This window comes from Kiritimatiellia bacterium (assembly GCA_018001225.1).
In the GTDB taxonomy this organism is placed as follows: domain Bacteria; phylum Verrucomicrobiota; class Kiritimatiellia; order CAIQIC01; family JAGNIJ01; genus JAGNIJ01.
This window is the reverse complement of the sequence record JAGNIJ010000059.1, coordinates 1-19,785: the sequence shown is the minus strand read 5'-3', so window position 1 is coordinate 19,785 and position 19,785 is coordinate 1. Positions and strand designations below refer to the sequence as shown.

At 67.2% G+C, this 19,785-nt stretch carries 21 protein-coding genes; 6 read left to right on the top strand and 15 right to left on the bottom strand.

The genetic code is table 11. The features are described from left to right. Positions 1–74 precede the first annotated feature (74 nt). Together pgi and KA248_14960 are read right to left on the bottom strand one after the other, a co-directional pair. Positions 75–1,718: a glucose-6-phosphate isomerase gene (gene pgi / locus KA248_14965; GenBank protein MBP7831207.1), complete on the bottom strand. Its 1,644-nt coding sequence runs from the start codon at positions 1,716–1,718 to the stop codon at positions 75–77. A gap of 210 nt (positions 1,719–1,928) precedes the next feature. Further along, on the bottom strand, positions 1,929–2,732 hold the full coding sequence (locus KA248_14960; protein MBP7831206.1) for an SAM-dependent chlorinase/fluorinase: 804 nt from the start codon (positions 2,730–2,732) through the stop codon (positions 1,929–1,931). Between the two features lie 118 nt (positions 2,733–2,850). Here KA248_14960 and folE point away from each other — a divergent pair, with 118 nt between their 5' ends. Next, entirely contained in the window at positions 2,851–3,423 is a 573-nt protein-coding gene (folE, locus tag KA248_14955) for a GTP cyclohydrolase I FolE (protein MBP7831205.1), read from the top strand. Positions 3,424–3,432: 9 nt separating this feature from the next. Here folE and KA248_14950 read toward each other — a convergent pair whose 3' ends face one another. The 9 genes from KA248_14950 to cysS form a co-directional block, all read right to left on the bottom strand. Continuing rightward, entirely contained in the window at positions 3,433–4,335 is a 903-nt protein-coding gene (locus KA248_14950) for a bifunctional hydroxymethylpyrimidine kinase/phosphomethylpyrimidine kinase (GenBank protein MBP7831204.1), read from the bottom strand. A 58-nt stretch (positions 4,336–4,393) separates the two neighbouring features. Next, the gene (locus tag KA248_14945; GenBank protein ID MBP7831203.1) at positions 4,394–4,960 is read right to left on the bottom strand and encodes an SIS domain-containing protein; all 567 of its coding nucleotides are present in this window, start codon (positions 4,958–4,960) and stop codon (positions 4,394–4,396) included. Next, positions 4,957–5,508 (bottom strand): hypothetical protein, encoded by a 552-nt coding sequence (locus KA248_14940; protein ID MBP7831202.1) that lies wholly within the window; start codon positions 5,506–5,508, stop codon positions 4,957–4,959. Before KA248_14940 ends, KA248_14945 begins: the two co-directional genes overlap by 4 nt. Further along, entirely contained in the window at positions 5,505–5,984 is a 480-nt protein-coding gene (locus tag KA248_14935) for an Asp23/Gls24 family envelope stress response protein (protein MBP7831201.1), read from the bottom strand. Before KA248_14935 ends, KA248_14940 begins: the two co-directional genes overlap by 4 nt. A gap of 10 nt (positions 5,985–5,994) precedes the next feature. After that, positions 5,995–7,359 carry an acetyl-CoA carboxylase biotin carboxylase subunit gene (accC, locus tag KA248_14930; GenBank protein ID MBP7831200.1) on the bottom strand — a complete coding sequence of 455 codons (1,365 nt, stop codon included), beginning with the start codon at positions 7,357–7,359 and terminating at the stop codon, positions 5,995–5,997. Positions 7,360–7,387: 28 nt separating this feature from the next. Further along, on the bottom strand, positions 7,388–7,879 hold the full coding sequence (gene accB / locus KA248_14925) for an acetyl-CoA carboxylase biotin carboxyl carrier protein (protein ID MBP7831199.1): 492 nt from the start codon (positions 7,877–7,879) through the stop codon (positions 7,388–7,390). Between the two features lie 97 nt (positions 7,880–7,976). Continuing rightward, the gene (locus tag KA248_14920) at positions 7,977–8,948 is read right to left on the bottom strand and encodes a DNA polymerase III subunit (protein ID MBP7831198.1); all 972 of its coding nucleotides are present in this window, start codon (positions 8,946–8,948) and stop codon (positions 7,977–7,979) included. Beyond that, positions 8,926–9,564 carry a dTMP kinase gene (locus KA248_14915; GenBank protein ID MBP7831197.1) on the bottom strand — a complete coding sequence of 213 codons (639 nt, stop codon included), beginning with the start codon at positions 9,562–9,564 and terminating at the stop codon, positions 8,926–8,928. The genes KA248_14920 and KA248_14915 overlap by 23 nt, the downstream gene beginning before the upstream one ends. 14 nt (positions 9,565–9,578) lie before the next feature. After that, the gene (cysS, locus tag KA248_14910) at positions 9,579–10,976 is read right to left on the bottom strand and encodes a cysteine--tRNA ligase (GenBank protein ID MBP7831196.1); all 1,398 of its coding nucleotides are present in this window, start codon (positions 10,974–10,976) and stop codon (positions 9,579–9,581) included. Positions 10,977–11,403: 427 nt separating this feature from the next. Here cysS and KA248_14905 point away from each other — a divergent pair, with 427 nt between their 5' ends. Further along, positions 11,404–11,991 (top strand): 3'-5' exonuclease, encoded by a 588-nt coding sequence (locus KA248_14905; GenBank protein ID MBP7831195.1) that lies wholly within the window; start codon positions 11,404–11,406, stop codon positions 11,989–11,991. On the opposite strand, the gene KA248_14900 is transcribed toward KA248_14905, so the two are convergent. After that, a complete protein-coding gene (locus tag KA248_14900) occupies positions 11,964–13,199 on the bottom strand; it encodes a hypothetical protein (GenBank protein MBP7831194.1) in 1,236 nt (411 codons plus the stop codon). The two genes, KA248_14905 and KA248_14900, sit on opposite strands and share 28 nt — an antisense overlap. A gap of 115 nt (positions 13,200–13,314) precedes the next feature. On the opposite strand from KA248_14900, the gene nadA reads away from it, so the two are divergent. Next, positions 13,315–14,355: a quinolinate synthase NadA gene (nadA, locus tag KA248_14895; GenBank protein ID MBP7831193.1), complete on the top strand. Its 1,041-nt coding sequence runs from the start codon at positions 13,315–13,317 to the stop codon at positions 14,353–14,355. A 235-nt stretch (positions 14,356–14,590) separates the two neighbouring features. Here nadA and KA248_14890 read toward each other — a convergent pair whose 3' ends face one another. After that, on the bottom strand, positions 14,591–15,352 hold the full coding sequence (locus tag KA248_14890) for a radical SAM protein (GenBank protein MBP7831192.1): 762 nt from the start codon (positions 15,350–15,352) through the stop codon (positions 14,591–14,593). A gap of 57 nt (positions 15,353–15,409) precedes the next feature. Next, the gene (gene bioB / locus KA248_14885; protein ID MBP7831191.1) at positions 15,410–16,387 is read right to left on the bottom strand and encodes a biotin synthase BioB; all 978 of its coding nucleotides are present in this window, start codon (positions 16,385–16,387) and stop codon (positions 15,410–15,412) included. A 78-nt stretch (positions 16,388–16,465) separates the two neighbouring features. Between bioB and bioF the strand changes: the two genes are divergently transcribed. Genes bioF through KA248_14870 form a run of 3 tightly spaced genes read left to right on the top strand, consistent with a single transcriptional unit; the run spans position 16,466 to position 19,112 of the window. After that, positions 16,466–17,617: an 8-amino-7-oxononanoate synthase gene (gene bioF, locus KA248_14880; protein ID MBP7831190.1), complete on the top strand. Its 1,152-nt coding sequence runs from the start codon at positions 16,466–16,468 to the stop codon at positions 17,615–17,617. Next, on the top strand, positions 17,614–18,327 hold the full coding sequence (locus KA248_14875) for an alpha/beta fold hydrolase (protein MBP7831189.1): 714 nt from the start codon (positions 17,614–17,616) through the stop codon (positions 18,325–18,327). The genes bioF and KA248_14875 overlap by 4 nt, the downstream gene beginning before the upstream one ends. Next, positions 18,324–19,112: a methyltransferase domain-containing protein gene (locus KA248_14870; protein ID MBP7831188.1), complete on the top strand. Its 789-nt coding sequence runs from the start codon at positions 18,324–18,326 to the stop codon at positions 19,110–19,112. The genes KA248_14875 and KA248_14870 overlap by 4 nt, the downstream gene beginning before the upstream one ends. Here KA248_14870 and KA248_14865 read toward each other — a convergent pair. Then, positions 19,107–19,785: response regulator (locus tag KA248_14865; protein ID MBP7831187.1), on the bottom strand; the 679-nt coding region annotated here is incomplete at its 5' end. The two genes, KA248_14870 and KA248_14865, sit on opposite strands and share 6 nt — an antisense overlap.

The following is a 19,785-nucleotide window of genomic DNA, read 5'->3' as shown; positions in this document are numbered from 1 at the left end:
AGATGGGTATAAGAGCCAGCTTCCGTTCTGCCCGTCCCGCCGTTGTTCGGTTCGCCCGCCATGAGATCCGAGTCCTAGAGCCCCGCCGCGCGACGGGCCCGGAATCGCTGGATCAATCCGTTCGTGGACGAGTCGTGCCGTAACTCGGGTTCCGTGGCGGCCTGCAGTTCGGGAAGAATGCGATTCGCCAGGACCTTGCCCAGCTCGACGCCCCATTGGTCGAACGAGTAGATGTCCCAGATCACGCCCTGCGTGTAGATCTTGTGCTCGTACAGAGCGAGGAGCTGGCCGAGCACGCGCGGCGTGAGCTCGTCGGCCAGGATCGTGTTGGTGGGCCGGTTGCCCCCGAAGACCTTATGCGGAACCAGGTCCGGCGCCACGCCCTCCGCGGCGGCCTCGTCGGCGGTCTTTCCGAACGCGAGCGCCTCGGTCTGGGCGAAGAAGTTGGCCATGAGCTTGGCGTGGTGGTCGCCGATCGGGTTTTGCGACCGGCAGAACCCGATGAAGTCGCACGGGATCAGCTTGGTGCCCTGGTGGATCAGCTGGTAGAAGGCGTGCTGCCCGTTCGTGCCGGGCTCGCCCCACACGATCGGCCCGGTCTGGTAGGCCACGCGCTTGCCGCGCCGGGAAACCGACTTGCCGTTGCTCTCCATGTCCGCCTGCTGCAGGTAGGCCGGCAGGCGCGCGAGGTACTGGTCGTACGGCAGGATGGCGACGGTTTCCGCCCCGAAGAAATTGTTGTACCAGACCCCCAGCAGCGCCAGCAGCACGGGCATGTTGCGATCCAGGGGCGCCTCCGCGAAATGGCGGTCCATGGCGTGGTAGCCCTCGAGCAGCTCGAAGAAGCGCTCCGGCCCGACGGCGACCATCAGGGAAAGCCCGATCGCCGAGGGCAACGAGTACCGGCCGCCGACCCAGTCCCAGAAGCCGAACATGTTCGCGGGATCGATGCCGAACGCGGCCACCTTGTCCGCATTGGTCGAGACGGCGGCGAAGTGCCGGCCCACGGCGGCCGGGTCCCCGAGGGCCTTCACCAGCCAGTCCCGCGCGGTCTGCGCGTTGGTCATCGTCTCCTGCGTGGTGAACGTTTTGGAGGAGACGATGAACAGGGTCTCGGCGGCGTCCAGGTCGCGCAGGGCCTCGGCGATGTGCGTCCCGTCCACGTTCGACACGAACCGCACGGTCAGCGCGCGGTCGCTGAACGGCTTGAGCGCCTCGTACGCCATGACCGGGCCCAAGTCCGAGCCGCCGATCCCGATGTTCACCACGTTGCGCAGGCGGCGCCCGGTGAACCCGGTCCACTCGCCCGAGCGCACGCGGCGCGCGAACGAGGCCATCCGGTCCAGGACCGCGTTGACCTCCGGCATGACGTCCCTCCCGTCCACGCGGATCGGGGTGTTCGACCGGTTGCGCAGGGCGACATGCAGCACCGCCCGGCCCTCGGTCTCGTTGATCTTGCGGCCCGCGAACATGTCCGCGATGGCGCCGCGCAGGTTCACGGCCTCCGCCAGGGCGACCAGGTGTTCAAGCGTTTCGCCCGTCACCAGGTTCTTGGAGTAGTCCAGGAACAAATCCCCGGCCTCCAGCGAAAAGCGCGAAGCCCGGCCCGGATCCTCCGCGAACAGGTCCCGGAGGGGCCGTCCGGCCAGGATCTTGTGATGGGCCTGGAGGGCCTTCCACTCGGGATAGGTAGTCAACTGCTTTCGTCGTTGTGGCATAGAAAAACCCCTTTACCCAAATGGCTTTAACGGAAAAGCCGGCGACATCCTAGCAGCGGCCCAGCGCGGAAGGCAAGACGGGAGCCGGCAACTCCAGCCGTTCGCACTTTGGGCTGAACCGCAGGCTCGCGGCGCCTGCTGTACCGCGGGCGACCGTTGAAAGTACAGCGGGGGCTACGACCCCGCTGCGGCAACCCGGCGGGCGGCGGTTCAGCCCTCGATCTTCAACGAGGGCAACAAGTCCACGGACTGGCCCCGGGCCAGGCCCGTCCGCTCGGCCGCGGAACCTCCGTTGACGGCAAGTTCGATCGTATCGGAGGAACCGAAGAGGGCGATCAACTCGCCCGGCCGGGCCTCGCCGTAGGTCCGCCTCGCGGGGATCCCGGAGAAGGCGCCGGCGGACGCGACGAAGGCCGCGCCCACGCTTTCCAGGGCCTGGTGGCGCTGGATGTTCGTGATGAGGTTGCCGAAGCGGTCCACGTGCACGATCAGGCCGCGCAGGCCCTCCCCGACCCGCTCCACGGAAGCCCAGGCCGGCATGACCATCTCGCGGATATCCTCGCCCAGATCCTCCACGGAGGCGCGGCCCGAGGCCAGCAGGCCGGCCGCGTGCGCAAAAATATCCCGTCCGTGAAACGTGGCCGAGACGGTCTCGCCGTGGACCTCCTCCTTGAGCCGCCGGAGGGCCACGCGGCGCGCCTGCCGGAGCACCCAGGTCAGCAGCCCGTTGTCCGGCGCGAGGAAGAGATGGCTGTCGGCCTCCACCAGGAGCACGGCCCGCTCCGTGCCCACGCCCGGGTCCACGACCGCCACGTGGATGGTCCCGGGCGGAAAACAACGCCAGTACTGGCCCAGCGTCCAGGCCGCGGCGGCGACGTCGTGCGGGGGGATGTCGTGGGCCGCGTCCACGACGGTCGCCCCCGGCGCGCGGCCCAGCAGCACGCCCTTCATGGCGGCGACGTAGCCGTCCCGTGTTCCGAAATCGGTCAGCAGCGTGATGACGGGCCCGTTCATGTTCCAATCTCGGGCGCATTCTAGCTCCCCCGCCCCCCGGCTTCGACAGGAATTTTGCGGGGCAACCGGCCGCCGATATGCTAGGTTCCGAGCGTGGCGACAACCCCGGGAGAGTCGCATGAATAAGGCAGCCATCGAAGACCTGACGCACAAATTGCTGGTCGAACTGGGCGAGGATCCGGAACGGGAAGGCTTGCGGCGCACCCCGGCGCGGACGGCCGAGGCGTGGGAGTTCCTGACGCGGGGCTACCGGCAGGACGTGGACTCGGTGATCCGGTCCGCCGTCTTCGAGGTCGAGGCGAACCACATGGTGATCGTCAAGGACATCGAGATCTACAGCCTCTGCGAGCACCACCTGCTGCCGTTCTTCGGCCGATGCCACATCGGCTACATCCCCAAGGGCAAGGTGTTCGGGGTCAGCAAGCTGGCGCGCGTGGCGGATGTCTTCGCGCGCCGCCTTCAGCTCCAGGAGCGGCTGACCAACCAGATCGCGCGGACGATGATGGACGCGCTGCACCCCGAGGGCGTCGGCGTCGTGATCGAGGCGCGGCACCTCTGCATGATGATGCGCGGCGTGGAGAAGCAGAATTCCTGCATGGTCACCTCCGCCATGCTCGGCAGCTTCCACGACTCCATCGCCACCCGCAACGAGTTCCTGCAGCTCGTCGGCCACGAGGCGCGGGGCGTGTAGCGGCGGCGCTTACCGCACCTGGCACATGTTGCGGAACAGCGCGGCGCGGGCCTCGATGTCCTCGCGCGTCAGCTTGGCCAGGCGCTCGAGGCTGAACGCCTCCACGCCGAACGACGCCACGATGCTGCCGTAGAGCATCGCGCGGCGGATGGCGTCCTCCCCGACGTATCCGCCCGCGGCCAGGGCGCCCATGAAGCCGCCCGCGAAGGCGTCGCCCGCCCCGGTCGGATCCTGGACGTCCTCCAGCGGGTAGGCCGGCATCAGGAACATGCCCTCGCGCGTGAACAGGACGCTGCCGTGCTCGCCCTTCTTGATCAGGACGAATTTCGGGCCCAGCTCCAGCAGGCGCCGCGAGGCCTTGATCAGCGAGTGCTTCCCGCTCAAGTGCTGCGCCTCGGACTCGTTGAGGGTGAGCAGGTGCACCCGGCTGATCACCTTCCGCAGCGGCTCCAGCGCGGTCGTGATCCACAGGTCCATGGTGTCGAGGACGATGAATTTCGGCGTCTGGACCTGGTCGAGGACGTGGGCCTGCAGGTCCGGGGAGATGTTGCCCAGGAACAGGAACGGCGCGGAGCGGTAGGACGGGGGCAACTCGGGATGGAAGGACGCGAAGACGTTGAGCTCGGTGAGGAGGGTCCGTCGCTGGTCCATGTTCTCCTCGTAGGCGCCCGCCCAGCGGAAGGTCTTGCCCGGCTTGACCTGCAGGCCTTCGAGGTTGATCCCGAAGCGCCGGTAAAGGTCCATGTGTTCCGGCGGGAAATCCTCGCCGACCACGCCGACCATGCCGACCGTCGTGAAAAACGCGGCCGCGGCGCAGGCGTAGCTGGCCGAACCGCCGAGCAGGTTCTTGCGCTTGGCCCAGGGGGTTTCGATGTTGTCGATGGCGGTCGAGCCGACCACGACCAGTTGCACGGCGTCCTTGTCTTTCATGATTCCTTGCTTTCCCGGCGGGCCGCGGGAGGCCCGGCGCTCAACTTTCCAGCAGTTCTTCGAGGCGCTCGCAGAGGGCGTGGATGATCAGCAGGTGCCCTTCCTGGATGCGCGGCGTCGAGCCCGTCGAGGCTACGCACAGCGGCCGGTCGACGAGCGTGGCCAGCTTGCCTCCGGACCCGCCGGTGAGGCCGACGGTCAGCAGGCCCGCATCCTTCGCGGCCTTGACGGCGCGGCAGACGTTTTCCGCGTTGCCGCTGGTGGAGATGGCGATCAGCACGTCGCCGCGGCGGCCGAGCGCGCGGACCTGCTTCTCGAACACCTCCGCGTAACCGTAGTCATTGGCGATGGCCGTCAGGACCGACGTGTCCGTGGACAAGGCGATCCCGGCGTAGGGCCGGCGTTCCTTGAGGAACCGGTTGACCAGTTCGCCGGCAAGGTGCTGGGCATCCGCGGCGCTGCCGCCGTTGCCGCAAACCAGGATCTTCCCGCCGGCGCGCAGGCAACCGGCGAACTCGGCGGCCAACTCCTCGATCGGGCCGGTCAGGCGGGCCAGGACTTCGTCCGTTACCGCCAGCACGTCCTCGGCGATCCGGTTCCAATTCACGCGGCGCCCTCTTCCGTCTTGCGGGCCTCCCGGGCCGCCCCCACGATCTCGCGGACGGTCACGCGGACGCCCCGGATCTCGGTCAGCCCCAGGTTTTCCCGGATGATGTCGCGGACACGGTCCTGCAGCATGCGGCAGAGTTCGGGAATCTGCGTGCCGCCGCGCACCTTGACGTCCAGGGTCACCTCGATGCTCCCGCCCGCCGGCCGGACGGCGCTGTCCAGTCCGAGGACCGCGGCGAATTCGTCGCCGACCCGGGAGACCACCTCGCCGATGGCCCGGGTGCTGACGCTGACGGCCCCGCTCTCGTTCTCGAACGTGATGAACGGCTCGCTGTAGCGGCGCGGCCGGATCCCGGACAGGACGTAGAGCGCCAGGGCGAAGAGGACCGCCGCCGCCGCACCGAGCGCCGGCCACCGCTCGCCGCGAAGGAAATCCAAACCCTGGCTCCACGGCTCGGCGGCGCGGGCGGCGAAGAGCGCCGCCCCCGCCAGAACCGCGATCGCCAGGAACAGCAGCAGCCCGGAAAGCACGCGCAGCGATTTCATGAGACTCTTCCTTCCTCGCGGGCCGGGGCAGCCCCGCCCTCGAACTGCAATGACTGCACCACGACGTTCACGGACTTGACGTTCTTGCCCGTCATCTGTTCGACCGCCTGGCGCACCTCGCTCTGGACCTGCCAGGCCACCTGCGGAATCCGGACGCCGAAATTCACGACGACGTACAGGTCAATCACCACGCCGCTTTCCAGCAGCAGCACGCGGATGCCCGTGTCGTCCATCTTGCGGCCGAAGACTTTCGCCAGGCCCTGGGCGAAGGACGGGCTCAAGGAGGCCACGCCCGGCACCTTCAGCGCGGCCAGCCGCGCGATGGTGGCGATGACGTGGTGGTGGATCTTGATCTCGCCCTGTTCGACGCCCTCGTCCGCCGCGTTGTCCTCCGGGGGCACGGCGGCCCCCGCGGCCTGCAGCGGGTGCCGGGGATCCATCATGGCGTGGCCTTCCGTCGGTGTCTGCTCGGTCATGGCGCCCCCCTCACGGTGTGATCAGGAACACTTCCTGCATGAAACTTTCCAGGAAGGAGGTCGTGTATTCCCCCCGCGCGAAGCGCGTGTCGCCCAGGAGCGCCTGGCAGAGCGGCACCGTGGTCGACGGGCCTTCCATGACGAACTCGCTCAAGGCGCGGGACATCTTCGCGATGGCCTCCGCCCGGGTGCGCCCGCGGACGATGATCTTGCCGATCATCGAGTCGTAGTGCGGGTTGATCTCGTAGCCGTTATAGACGTGCGAATCGACGCGGACGCCCGGCCCGCCCGGCATGGAGACGAACTGGATCCGGCCCGGCGAGGGGGTGAAGTTCTTGTACGGGTTCTCGGCGTTCACCCGCGCCTCGATGGCGTGCCCCTGGAAGGTCAGCGTCTTCTCGCTGAAGGAGAGCTTGTTCCCGGCCGCCACGCTGATCTGCTCCTTGATCAGGTCCACGCCGGCCACCTCCTCGGTGACCGGGTGCTCCACCTGGATGCGGGTGTTCATCTCCATGAAGTAGAACTGGTTCGCCTCGACGTCGAACAGGAACTCGATCGTCCCCGCGTTGCGGTACTTGACCGCCTCCGCGCCGCGCACGGCCGCGCGGGTCAGCTTCTTGCGGATGTCCGGAGTAATGGCCGGGCTCGGCGATTCCTCCAGCAGTTTCTGGTGCCGGCGCTGGAGGCTGCAGTCGCGCTCACCCAGGTGCACGACGTTGCCGTAGTGGTCGCCGAACACCTGCACCTCGATGTGCCGCGCCTTCTCGACGAACTTCTCGATGTAGACCTCGGCGTTGCCGAACGCGCGCTCGGCCTCGGAGGCGGCGGTCATGAAGCTCTGCACCAGGCTCACGTCGTTGCGCGCGATCCGCATCCCCTTGCCGCCCCCGCCGGCCACGGCCTTGATCAGGACGGGATAGCCGATCTGGCGGGCCACCTTGAGGGCCTCGTCCTTGTTGGCGATCACGCCCTCGCTGCCGGGGGTCACGGGCACGCCCGCCTTCTTCATCGTCTCGCGGGCCTTGGCCTTGTCGCCCATCATCCGGATGTTGTCCGCGCTCGGCCCGATGAAGGTGATCTTACAGTTCTCGCAGATCTCCGCGAAGTGCGCGTTCTCGGAGAGGAACCCGTAGCCCGGGTGGATGGCGTCCACGTCCGCCACCTCGGCCGCGCTGATGATGTTGGCGATCTTCAGGTAGCTGTCCCGCGCCGGCGCCGGCCCGATGCAGACCGACTCGTCCGCCAGTTGCACGTGCATGGAGGACTCGTCCGCCTCGGAATGCACCGCGACCGTCTTGATCCCCATCTCGCGGCACGCGCGGATGATGCGGAGGGCGATCTCGCCGCGGTTGGCTATCAGGATGCGTTCAAACATGACTGGTTCCGTTCCGGAAAGGCGCGCCTCACGCCGGCTCGATCAGGATCAGCGTCTGCCCGTACTGCACCGCCGTGGCGTTGTCCACGAGGATCTTCTTCACGACGCCCCGCGTCTCGGCCTTGATCTCGTTCATCACCTTCATGGCCTCGATGATGCACACCACGGTGTCGGGCTCCACCGACTGGCCGACGGTGACGAAGGCTTCCGCGTCGGGCGAGGACGCGCGGTAGAAGGTCCCGACGATGGGCGACTTGACCGGCGTCCACTTCGTTTCCTCGGAGGCTTCCGCGGGGGCCGCCGGGGCGGGCGCGGGCACCGGGGCCACGCCCGGCGCCGTCGCGGCCGCCGAGACCATCACGGGCGCCGGGGCCATGGGCACGGCGGACAGCGCCACGCGGGGCTCGCCGCCCAGCGTCCGCTTGATGGACATCCGCAACCCCTTTTCCTCGACCTCGAACTCGGAGAGGTCGTTGTCCTTCATCAAAGCCACGATTTGTTTTATCGTCAGAATGTCCATGCGATCATTCCTCCGTCCTTACCCGCCTCCCCGCCCCACCGTTATGGTTGGCATCGTAGCAGCCCGTCCGCGCTCTGTCCAGAAATCCGCCCCCGCGTCAGCCCGTCAGCCAGAGGTGCTCGAACGCGAGTTCATCCGGGACATTCCGCTCGAGCTGCCGGTGCAGCGCTTCCGCGGCGCGAAAACGACGCAGGGCCGCGGCGTAGTCCAGGCCGGCGGCCTGCCGTCGCAGGGCCGCGGCCTCGTCCGGGAAGCGCAGTTCCTCCGCCCCGATCCCCAGGACGGTCAGCAGCACGTCCCGGCGCCATTCGAGCAGGCGCCGCACGATGCCCGCGCGCGCCTCGAGTACGCGCGTCCGTATCCGGGCCTCTTCGACGTCCTTGTCCGGTTCCGCCTCGCCCGGGGACTGCGGCGGCGCCTCGTCCTCCGCGGCGGCGCGTACGCCCTCGAGCAGGGCCTTCATCCGCGCGACCTGGGCCAGGGCTTGCAGCGCGTCCGCGGGCGCATCGCCCCGCAGGATCTCCAGCAGCGGGCCCAGCCACGCCTCGGTGCGCGCAGCAGGCTCCTCGGCCAGCAGGAGCCGGTGGCAGCGGGATACGATCGTGGGCAGCAGTTCCTGCGGCGCGTCGGTCAGCAGCAGGATGAGGCTGGACGGCGGCGGCTCTTCCAGCATCTTCAGGAAGGCATTGGCCGCGGCGTCCTTCATGCGGTCGGCCTGGATCAGCACGCCCGCCTTCCAGCCGCCCCCGTAGGCACTTTGGGAGAGCCGCGGGATGAGTTCCTCGCGGATCCGGTCGATCTTGATCTGCCGGCCCTTGCTTTCGGGCTCGATCCAGAGGATGTCGGGGTGGGCATGCTCCCGCACGCGCCGGCACTCGGCGCACTCGCCGCAGGGCTTCGACTCGCCCGTACAGAAGAGAAGCTGAAGCAGCGCCTCCGAAAGGGCCAGGGCGTTGCCGCGCGGCGCGCCGACCACCAGGTAGGCATGGGCCAGCCGGCCGGCGGCGTGCCCCTGGCGAAGGTTCTCGAAAAGCTCCGAGAAGCGGTCAAGCGAGGATCCGGCGGACATGGTCCCAGATCTCCTGTTCCACGGCCTCGGGATCGCGGCCGGCGGGCACGACGCGGAAGCGCTGCGGCCAGCGCCGGGCCAGTTCGAGATAACCCTGCCGCACCTTCTCGTGGAACGCCCGCTCCTCGCGCTCGATCCGGTCCCAGGTGCTGGAGGTTTCCCGGTGGCGCCGGGCCAGGCGCTCGAAGCCCGCACCGACATCGATGTCCAGCAGCAGCGTCAGGTCGGGATTCGCCCCGTTGATTGCGAACTCGTTGATCGTCAGCATCTGCTCGACGGGAAAGCCGCGGCCGAAGCCCTGGTAGGCGGTCGTCGAATCCGCGAAGCGGTCGCAGACGACCTGCCGCCCGCTTTCCAGGGCGGGCAGGATGACGTGCCGCACCAGCTGGGCGCGGCTGGCGGCGAAGAGGAGCACCTCGGTCTCGCGGCAGATCGGCTCGCCGGCCTTGTCGTACTGCAGGATGTCGCGGATCGCCTCGCCCGTCGGCGTGCCGCCCGGCTCCCGGGCATACAGCACGTCATGACCCTCCCGCTCCAGGCGCGCGATCAGGCGCTTCGCCTGCGTGGTCTTGCCGCCGCCCTCCGGTCCCTCGAACGTGATGAATTTGCCGCGCATAAAAAGTCGGGCCGTCAGGCCTTTTTCAGCTCCGGCCCCTGGGGAGTATCCTTCACCAGCCACCCGAGGGCCAGCAATTCCTTGCGCAGGCGGTCCGCTTCCGGCCAGTTCTTCGCCTCGCGCGCCTTCTGCCGGAGCGCCGCCAATTCGCGGACGTTCGCCCCGACCTCGGCCTTCTTCGGCGGCATCAAGCCCAGCACGCGGTCCATGCTCTGCAGGACGGCCAGTGCCTGCCGCGCGGACGGCGGGTCCACCTCGCCGGCGTCGAGCGCCTTGTTCCCCGCGTGCACCATGTCGAACACCGCGCCGAGCGCGCCCGAGATATTGAGATCGTCGTCCAGGGCCGCGACAAAGCGGTCGAGCCCCTCGTCGGACCACGCCGGCGCGCCCCGGTCCGTCGCTTCCCCCGCCCGCGTCTCCAGGCGCCCGCGAAACTCGTCCAGGCGGTCCAGGGCCGACCGGGCGGCCTGCAGCGAATCGAACGTGAAGTTGAGCCATTGCCGGTAGTGCGTGGCCATCAGCACATAGCGGACCTCGCGGCCGGTATGCCCCCGGCCGAGTACGTCGCGTAGCGTGTAGAAGTTGCCCAACGACTTGGACATCTTGCGCCCGTCGACGATCAGGTGCGCGCAGTGCAGCCAGTACTTGACGAACGGTTTGCCCGTGGCCGCCTCGCTTTGCGCGATCTCGTCCTCGTGGTGCGGGAACATGTTGTCCACGCCGCCGGTGTGGATGTCGAAACTCTCGCCCAGGTACTTCATGCTCATGGCGGAGCACTCGATGTGCCAGCCCGGCCGCCCGCGGCCCCACGGCGAATCCCACGCCACCTCGCCGTCCTGCTCGTCCCACGCCTTCCACAGGGCAAAGTCGGCGACGTTGTCCTTCTCGTACTCGTCCTGCGCCACCCGGGCGCCCGCCTTCAGGCCGGAGATATCCAGCCGGGCCAGTTTCCCGTACGAGGGAAACGTCTTGATGCTGAAATAGACCGAGCCGTCGTCCGAGCGGTAAGCGTGTCCCGTTTCCAGGAGCCGGCCGATCAGCGCGATCATCTCCGGGACATGGTCCGTGGCCGCCGGATAGAACTCGGCCGGCTCGATGTTCAGCGTTTTCAAATCCTCGAAGAACGTGTCCTTATATTGTCGCGTGAACTCGTTGAGCGAAACGCCGCGCTCCCGGGCGCCCTTGATGGTTTTGTCGTCCACGTCCGTCAGGTTCATGACCTGGGTAACCCGGAAGCCCCGGAATTTCAGGTAGCGCCGCAGGAGGTCTTCGAACACGTAGGCGCGGAAATTGCCGATGTGCGCCACGTTATACACGGTCGGACCGCACGTATAGAGTCGGACATGGCCGGCTTCCAGGGGCTCAAAAGGATCCACCTGCCGGGACAGGGTGTTGTAGAAACGCAATCTCACGCTTTTCTCCGCTCCATTACCGCGCGGATTATAAGGATCAATAACCCCCTGACAATCAAAAGAGACTCATCCCGCAGTTTTTCGCCGTGAAGCATCACTTCCGGCCCCGCCGTGGAACCCGCCGGGCAACACACCCGAAAATGGGACAGCATGAATGTTGATAATATTTGTCAAGTAATTCCAAAGGACAATCCTCTTGACTGTTTAAGGGCTTCGGGTATGATTACATTCGAAATTACGATTCGACTCTGGGCATAACCAATTTTAAATGATGCACTTGCTCAATAAAAGGTTTGTACTGCGTAAGCGGCGGCACACCTTGGCGCTTGTTTCTTTGACTGCGATTATCACCTCGGCAACGCTTCTTTTCCTTGACGCGCCGGCAGCCGATTCAAAGAAGGTTCCGCCTAGCTTTGAGTTCGACAAGATGCCCCACCGCAATACGCTGGTGGCAAATGTGACCTTCGTGGCTTTCGACACGGAAACCACGGGGTTCAGCCCGACCGGCGATCGCATTGTGGAGATCGGCGCGGTGAAGTTCAGGGGCGGGCAGATCATCGAGGAAAAAAGCTGGCTTATCCACCCCGGCCGGCGGATTCCTCCGTGGGCCACGGAAGTGCATGGCATCACGAACGAGGACGTGGCGGACAAGCCGTCGTTCAAGCAGATCTACCCGGAATTCGCCGAATTTGTGCAGGGCAGCGTGCTGATGGCCCACAATGCCCGCTTCGACGTGTCCTTCATGGCCGAGGAAATCCGGCGGGCGGAATTGCCGATGTTGAACAACCTGGTCGTGGACAGCCTGCCGCTCTTCCGGCGCTGGTTCCCCTCGGCCAAATCCTACAGCCTTTCCGACGTGGCGCATTTCACGGAAGTGGATACAGGGGTTCTCCACCGCGCCCTCGCCGACACGGTATACGTCGTGCTGATCTTCGAGAAGGGCTTGAGCAAGCGTTCCGCGACCCTCCGCCTTGGCGAACTCTACCGTCAGAGCGGCGGCGCGATGTCCTTTTGAACCGGCACGTAGTGCGCCACGCGCCTCCTGAAGTCCTCCACTTCCGCCGGGGTCAACACGCGCCACCTTCGCGTGCGCACGCGCAGTTCGATCGCCTGCGGCCGCAGGATAAAGCTGGTCACATGCCGCCCATCCCGGTTGAAGGCGTGGGCTCTGGATTGCGGCCCGCAGGCCACCGTGGCGCCCGTCTTCTCGTCGTCGAACACCCGTCCCGCGGTGGCTTCCCGCGCGTCTTCCAGCGCCTTGTGCACGGGGCGGTGCTCTTGCCGGCGCAGCTCGACGTGGTGCGTGCGGCGGTTTTCCTGCCGGCCTCCGCGTTCGAGGGATACCGCCAACCGGTGCATGAGGCCCGGAAGCCGGCGCATGATCTCGCTCACGCGGGGCCCGCCGCCCGCCTCATGAAGCCGGCGTTCCAGGTGTTCAATCTCCTGCCGGGCCGTTTTCCAGGCCCGGAAGAGCGCGGGTTGCCAGCCCGAGGCGAGATGCTCGTGCAGGGAGGCCACGTCCGCGCCCACCACTGGATTCAGCCGCAGGAGGCGTTCGCCGCGTGGCCCGCGCGCTTCCACGGCCTGGAACGAAATGGCCAGGCGGGTCCCGGGCTCCGCGCGGGAGCCGGCCGGCACCGGGAAAAATCCCGCCGCCACCTGGGCCAGGATGGCATAGGTCCGGGAAGAGCGCCCGAAAGAGGATAGCTGGCGTCCGCGCAGCAGGCGGCCCGGCTGGAACAAGGCCACGAGCCCCCCGCCCTCCCGGTAGAGACGGTCCACGCGCTCGTCGGCCGCCGCCAACAGGGCCTGGGGCAGTTCATGCCATTCTGGTGTTCCGTTCGGAGCGTATTCCTTGAAAACCTCCAGGGATGAGGCGGGCCGGGCGTGTTCGCATTCCGAGGTATCGCAGCGGAAGCAGTAGACCCGCCCTTCGCGAAACGCGTCACGGCCGGCCTGCCACTCCTCCAGTTGCTCCTCCAGTTGCTCGCCCAGCGGGGGCTCGAACGCCAGGGCCCAGTCCGCGCCGGGCCGAACCTTGAGTTTGAGCGAAAGGTCCGTCTGATCCGGCCGCGGCAGGGCCGGGCCGAATCGAGCCTGGTGCAGGTCGCGCAGGAACGTGCGCACGGCGTCGCAGGCGGCCTGCTCGCGCCGGGCGGCGCGGGACCGGCGGGGCGCGCCGGCCTCCTCCGGCGCCGGGGAACTGGGCATGTCCACGCTCATGGCAATCTTCCGCTTCAGTATCCCCGCGCCCCGGCACCGGCGCAACCAAAACCCCATGGCAGCTTGCGGTTGAAATCCGCCGGGAACCAGCCTACCTTTCCCTGAAAGGTGATTCATGTCCGCCCAGGAAATGTATGAGAAAATGAAGGCCCGGCTGGGCCACGTTGTGCCGGACGTGGAACTCCGTTACAAGGCCGGGCTCGCCGACGAGATCATGCGGCTCAAGCGGGAGCGCAACGCCGTAATCCTCGCGCATAATTACATGGAGCCGGCGCTCTACCACTCCGTGCCCGACTTCACCGGCGACTCGCTCGAGTTGAGCCGCAAGGCCGCGCAGTCGGACCAGGACATCATCGTGTTCTGCGGGGTCAAGTTCATGGCGGAAACGGCCAAGATCCTGAATCCCCGCCGCACGGTGCTCCTGCCGGCCCAGCGCGCGGGCTGCTCGCTGGCCGAGAGCATCACGGCCGAGGATGTGCGCAAGCTCAAGCAGCAGTTTCCCGGCGTGCCGGTGGTCACCTACGTGAACACGTATGCCGACGTGAAGGCCGAGTCGGACGTCTGCTGCACGTCGGGCAACGCCGCCGCGGTGGTCGAATCGCTGAAGACCGACCGCGTCATTTTCCTGCCGGACGAATTCCTGGCGCGCAACGTGGCGAAGGAGACGGGCAAGCGGATCATCTTCCCGACGCGGAAGAGCGGCCGGAAAGCCGGCGCGCCGGAGAACCTCGACTACCAGATGATCGGCTGGACCGGCTCGTGCGAGGTGCACGACCGCTTCACGGTGGAGGACGTGAAAAACGCCCGCCGGCAGTTCCCCGACGTGGTGGTCCTGGCCCACCCGGAATGCCGGCCGGAGGTGGTGCGGGCCGCGGACTTCGCGGGCAGCACGATGGCCATGGTGCGACACGTAAAGAATTCCGACGCGCGAAGGTATCTCCTGCTGACCGAGTGCAGCATGGCCGATAACATTGCCGCGGAGAATCCCGAGAAAGAAATGGTACGCATCTGCAGCCTGCGCTGCCCGCACATGAACGAGATCACGCTGGAAGACACGCTGAACGCCTTGAAGCTGAACCGCTACGTGATCGAGGTCCCCGAAGAGATCCGCCTGCGGGCGCTCCGCGCGGTCGAGCGCATGATCGCCATCGGATAGCGCACGTTTCTCTTGCGAATCAAATCTATTCCACACCTTGCAAGGTGTGGAATGTGTTCTCAACGGGCCATTCGGAGCTGCCTGGGTTTGCTTGCTATGCAACACACACAATATAAGATGGTAATGTCATTTGGTATCGTCGAAGAAGTGCCGGCAAGAGGACTTTCATCATGACCGGATATCACTTCCACACCTTGCAAGGTGTGGAAGTGCGCCGGAACTGAATTTTGCGGGATCAGGCCTCCCGGACGTCGCTCATGCGGGCGCCCAGGATGCGGGTCAGCCTTTGCCGCATCTCTCCGGAATACACCCGGGTCAGGGCCGGCCCCCACCCCATGCGCCGGAAAAGAGCGGACACCTGCCCGACGTAATTCAACGCGGACAGCATGACGGTGTCCGCCACCGGCGCGACCATTTCGGCCAGGCGCTCCGGGTTCATGGGCAGCATGGGGGCAATGAAGGCCCATGTGGACACGCCGGACTGCTTCAGACGGCGAAGGGTCTCGATCCGGCTGCCGATCGGGGGCGCGGAGGGTTCGGTTACCCGGCGGACACGATCGTCATCGGTCGGGATGCTCATCCCCACGGAAACTCCCGGGATGGATTTCAGCAGGTCCAGGTCCCGCAGCACCAGCGGCGAGCGGGTCAGGATTTCCACGCCCCAGCGATAATCTCGCAAGGCGGCCAGACAACCCCGCGTCAGCTTGTATCGTCGCTCCGCGGGCTGGTAGGGATCGCAGACGCTGGAGAGCATGGCGGTGGCGGCCTTCCGCTTGCGGCGCAACTCGTCGAGCAAAACGGTCACAATATTCGTTTTGGCTTCCACGAACGAACCCCAGCCCGAGCCGGCGTGGTGACGGGAGTACTTGGTCATGAACACGGCGTAACAGTACCGGCAGCCGTGGCCGCAACCGAGGTAGGGATTGATCACGAACTCGATGCCCGGGATGCGGGATCGCACGAGGGCGCTGCGGGTAGTGATTTCCCGGATGTCCATGCTTATCAATCCCTGCGCGGTGGCCCGACCGTGCCTGGTCAAAACGGACCTTCCAGTCTACATCTCCAGCTTCGCCGGACGGAATCCCGCGTCTTCGAGCATCCGGATGTCCGCGGGCCTGCCCTGGCCCGGCGTGGTCAGGTAGCCGTTGGTGAAGATGGAATTGGCGGCGTACAAGGCCAACGCCTGCAACGAACCCAGACAGGCCTCGCGCCCCCCCGCCGCCCGGATGTCCCGCCACGGGTTCACCAGCCGGAACATCGCCAACCCGCGCAATCCGTCCATCGCGCCCAGCGGAGGCCGGTCCGCCAGCGGCGTGCCCGGCCGCGGATTGAAGAAATTGACCGGGATGGATTCCACTTCCATTTCGCGCAGGGCAAACGCCAGGTCCACGCGATCCTCCAGACTTTCGCCCAACCCCAGGATCCCCCCGCAACAGACCTCCATGCCGGCCGCCTTCACGGCCCGGACGGTGGCGACCCGATCGTCATAGGTATGCGTGTCGCAGATGGAAGGGAAATGGCGGCGGGAAGTCTCCAGGTTGTGATTGACCCGGTGCACCCCGGCCCTCGCCAGGGCCCGGGCCTGCTCCCCGGTAAGCAGGCCTGGCGAAACGCAAAGGTGCAGGGTCGCTTGCCGGCGAATGCGGCGCGCCGCCTCGCAGAAGGTCTCCAGGATTTCTTCCGCCGGCGCGCGGCCGCTGGTGACGACGCAGTACTTGACCGCGCCGGCCCGCTGCGCCTCGATCGCGCCCGCCACGATCTCCTCGACGGACTGGAGGGGATACCGCTCGATCGCCGCGCCGGACACGGCGGACTGGCTGCAAAAGGCGCAGTTCTCGCCGCAGGCCCCGCTCTGCGCGTTGCGGAGGATGTGCAGGTTCACGTCGCGGCCGAAGTAATGGCGGCGGACCACGAAGGCGGCCTGCATCACCGCGAGCAGGTCGTCGTCGGACGCTTGCAGCACGGCCATGGCCTCGCCGCGCGTCAGCCCCCCGCCCGCCTTCACCCGCTCCCCAATGTCCGGCCAGTTCATGAGGGGGCAGCCTTATCATAAGGGTCGCATCCTGTCCATCGGTCGCTTAAACTGGCCGCCATGCAAGGCGAAAACTGGATGGATGACGCCCTGACCGAGCTGCGCTCCGCGCATCTCGATCGACACCTCACGCCCTACCCCGCCACGGGCGGGAGGGTCACGGTGGACGGCCGACCCCTGCTCAATTTCTCCAGCAACGACTATCTCGGCCTGGCACGCCACCCGCGCGTGGTCGAGAGCGCGGCCAAGGCCCTGCACGAATACGGCGCCGGCGCCACCGCCTCGCGGCTGGTGACCGGCACCCTGCCTCTTCACGAAGAGCTCGAGCGGCGACTGGCGGAATTCAAGGGATATCCGGCCGCGCTGGTGTTCGGCAGCGGCTACCTGACCAACGCCGGGACGATTCCCGCGCTGGTCGGCCCGGATGACCTGGTGCTGGCGGACCGCCTCGCCCACGCCAGCCTCCTCGACGCCGCCGTGTTGAGCCGCGCCCGCCTGCTTCGCTTCCGGCACAACGACGCGACGCATCTCGACGAACTGCTGTCCGGCCACCCCGCGCGGCGCCGGCTGGTGCTCACCGAAAGCGTGTTCAGCATGGACGGCGACCGGGCGCCGCTGCCCGACCTCGCCGCCGCGGCGGCCCGGCATAACGTCCTGATGCTGGTGGACGAAGCTCATGCGACCGGCGTGTACGGACCCGGCGGGGCCGGCCTGATTTCCGAATACGGGCTCGCGAACCGGATCGAGGTGTCGATGGGAACCTTGAGCAAGGCGCTCGGGGGCTACGGCGGATTCGTGGCCTGCGGCGAGGACCTGCGCGCCTGGCTGGTCAACAAGGCGCGCGCGTTCATCTATACCACCGCGCCGCCCCCCGCGGTACTGGGCGCGGCGCTGGGCGCGCTCCTGGTGCTTTCCAAGCGGCCGGACATGGGACGAGAGCTGCTGGCCCGGGCGGCCGGGTTCCGGGCGACGCTGCAAGCGGCCGGGCTCGACACGCTGAACTCGGCCAGCCAAATCGTGCCGGTGAAAGTCGGCGACAACGCGAAGGCCCTGTCGCTCTCGCGCCGCCTGAAAAACGACGGAATCCTGGCGGTGGCGATACGGCCGCCCACGGTTCCGCCCGGTACGGCCCGGCTCCGGTTTTCGATCAGTCTCGCCCACGAGCCCGCCGACCTGGAGGAGGCCGCGCACAAGATCGTCGCGGCCGCCCGCGCGGAGGGCCTGGCGTGAAGGCGCCCCTGCTCCTCGTTTCCGGCTGGGCCCACACCGCGGAAGACCTTGATCCGCTGACCGAGCGCCTGCCACACGATCGGCCCGCGCGGGTGCTGGGGATCAACGACCTCGCGGGGGGACCGAGCTATGCGGCAGGCCTGATCCGCGAAATGGGCCGGGAACCCTGCGTCCTTGTTGGCTGGTCCATGGGCGGGATGATCGCGCTCGAAGCGGCGGCGGCGGAGCCGAAGCGCGTGGCCGCCCTGGTCATGATCTCCAGCGCGCCGCGCCTGGCGGCGGCCCCGGATTTCACGGAGGGCGTCCCCCCCCGGACGCTTCAGGCCATGGAACAGGCTTTTCGCCGGGCCCCGGAACGGACCCTCGTGGACTTCTTCCGAAATGCCTCCTATCCCAACTTTCCCGGCGAGGACGCGGCCGGGGAATTCGCAAACCGGGCCCTGGCGGCGGGCGCGGATCGGCTGGCGGCGCAGTTGAAGTATCTCGCGCATGCCGAGTTGCGCCCGTTGTGGACGGCCCTTTCCATCCCCCGCCTGCTGATACACGGATGCCGCGATCGGATCATTCCAATCGGCGCGGCGGAATGGATGTTCTCGCGCCGCAGGGGAACGATTCTGGATACGTTCACTGATGCCGGGCATCGCCTTCCCCTCGATCATCCGGATTGGACGGCCGAACCCCTTCTTCGTTTCCTGGAGACCCTCTCGTGAACGGCGGCTCGCTCCGGCTCCGGTTTGACGTCTCGGCGGACACGTACGAAGCGCGGGCTTCGGTGCAGAACACCGTGGCGGAGCGCTTGATCGCGTGGCTGCCCGCGCCGGAAACGGTCCGGCGCGTCCTGGAGGTCGGATGCGGGACGGGCCTGCTGACGCGCCGCCTGGCCGCGCGCTACCCGGGCGCCCGCGTCGAGGCTTTGGATCACTCGCCGCGGATGGTCGAAGCCGCCCGGCGGCTCTGTCCGGGTGTGTCCTGGCACGCGACCGACCTGCTGGCCTTCGACGGCGGTGCCCGGTACGACCTCATCGCCTCCAACTGTTCCCTGCACTGGATCGATCCGTTGGAAGACGGTTTCCGCAAGCTCCGCGGGTTGCTGGCGCCGGGCGGGCGACTGGTGTTTTCGATCATGCTGGACGGCACGCTGGGTGAGCTCCGGGCGGTCCGGATGCAGGCCGTGCCTTCCAAGCCGCCGGCCGGGCGACTGCCGACGGCAAGCGAAACGCAGGACTCCCTGACCTCTTCCGGATGGACTATCGCGGACTGGCGGGAGGAGAGCCTGGAAGAGCATCATCCCTCGGCCCGGGATTTCCTGTGCCATATTCACGAGTTGGGCCTCACCGGCGGCGCGGTTTCGAGGGCCGCGCTTCCGCTGACAAGGGGCGAACTCGCGGGAGTGAGCCGCGAGTATGATCACCGGTATCCGGACGGCGGCGGAGTCAAAGCGACCTATACGGTGGCCTATGTCTCGGCGGCCGGGGCCGGCCGCCCTCCATCATGACCCCGTCACGCTGCCGGGCGGGGGCCGCAGCATTTCAGCCAGCGTGCGCAGGAGCGTGCGCAGGCCCACCGGCTTCTGAAGATAGCGCCAGCCCTTCTCGCGAATTTGCGGCCAGCGGGTACGGTCATCGGTGTACCCGCTGACCATGAGCACCTTTAGCGCGGAATTGCTTTGCTTCAGTTGCTCGACGAGGTCGAACCCGCTTCGTTTCGGGAGAACAACGTCGCTGCAAATCAGATCGAATTTGCCCTGTTCGCGCCCGAAGACGTCCAGGGCTTCCTCGGCGCTGCCGGCCAGTATGGCCTCGTACCCGTTCTGGCCGAGCATGTGGGCCATGAGATTGCGCACGCTGTCGTCGTCTTCCACCACCAGGATCCTCTCGCCGGCGCCGCGCAGGGTCTCCAGCGCCGGCTCCGCCGTGACGCGGCTCACGCCCTCCGCCGTCGCCGGGAGGTAGAGATGAAACACGGTGCCGGTGCCCAGCTCGGAATAGACGTGGATCCAGCCCTCGTGCTGCCGGACGATGCCGTACACCGTGGAGAGGCCAATGCCGGTCCCCTTCCCCGCCGCCTTGGTGGTGAAGAAGGGCTCGAAGACGTGACGCTGGATCTCCTCCGACATGCCGGTGCCCGTGTCGGCCACCGAGATCTGAACGAAGCGTCCGACCCGCGCG

Bases quoted from the DNA above. Each gene is read 5' to 3' on its own strand.
- pgi (MBP7831207.1), bottom strand. From the start codon at position 1,718: ATGCCACAACGACGAAAGCAGTTGACTACCTATCCCGAGTGGAAGGCC.
- KA248_14960 (MBP7831206.1), bottom strand. From the start codon at position 2,732: ATGAACGGGCCCGTCATCACGCTGCTGACCGATTTCGGAACACGGGAC.
- folE (MBP7831205.1), top strand. From the start codon at position 2,851: ATGAATAAGGCAGCCATCGAAGACCTGACGCACAAATTGCTGGTCGAA.
- KA248_14940 (MBP7831202.1), bottom strand. From the start codon at position 5,508: ATGAAATCGCTGCGCGTGCTTTCCGGGCTGCTGCTGTTCCTGGCGATC.
- KA248_14935 (MBP7831201.1), bottom strand. From the start codon at position 5,984: ATGACCGAGCAGACACCGACGGAAGGCCACGCCATGATGGATCCCCGG.
- accC (MBP7831200.1), bottom strand. From the start codon at position 7,359: ATGTTTGAACGCATCCTGATAGCCAACCGCGGCGAGATCGCCCTCCGC.
- accB (MBP7831199.1), bottom strand. From the start codon at position 7,879: ATGGACATTCTGACGATAAAACAAATCGTGGCTTTGATGAAGGACAAC.
- KA248_14920 (MBP7831198.1), bottom strand. From the start codon at position 8,948: ATGTCCGCCGGATCCTCGCTTGACCGCTTCTCGGAGCTTTTCGAGAAC.
- KA248_14915 (MBP7831197.1), bottom strand. From the start codon at position 9,564: ATGCGCGGCAAATTCATCACGTTCGAGGGACCGGAGGGCGGCGGCAAG.
- KA248_14905 (MBP7831195.1), top strand. From the start codon at position 11,404: ATGCCCCACCGCAATACGCTGGTGGCAAATGTGACCTTCGTGGCTTTC.
- KA248_14900 (MBP7831194.1), bottom strand. From the start codon at position 13,199: ATGAGCGTGGACATGCCCAGTTCCCCGGCGCCGGAGGAGGCCGGCGCG.
- nadA (MBP7831193.1), top strand. From the start codon at position 13,315: ATGTCCGCCCAGGAAATGTATGAGAAAATGAAGGCCCGGCTGGGCCAC.
- KA248_14890 (MBP7831192.1), bottom strand. From the start codon at position 15,352: ATGGACATCCGGGAAATCACTACCCGCAGCGCCCTCGTGCGATCCCGC.
- bioB (MBP7831191.1), bottom strand. From the start codon at position 16,387: ATGAACTGGCCGGACATTGGGGAGCGGGTGAAGGCGGGCGGGGGGCTG.
- bioF (MBP7831190.1), top strand. From the start codon at position 16,466: ATGGATGACGCCCTGACCGAGCTGCGCTCCGCGCATCTCGATCGACAC.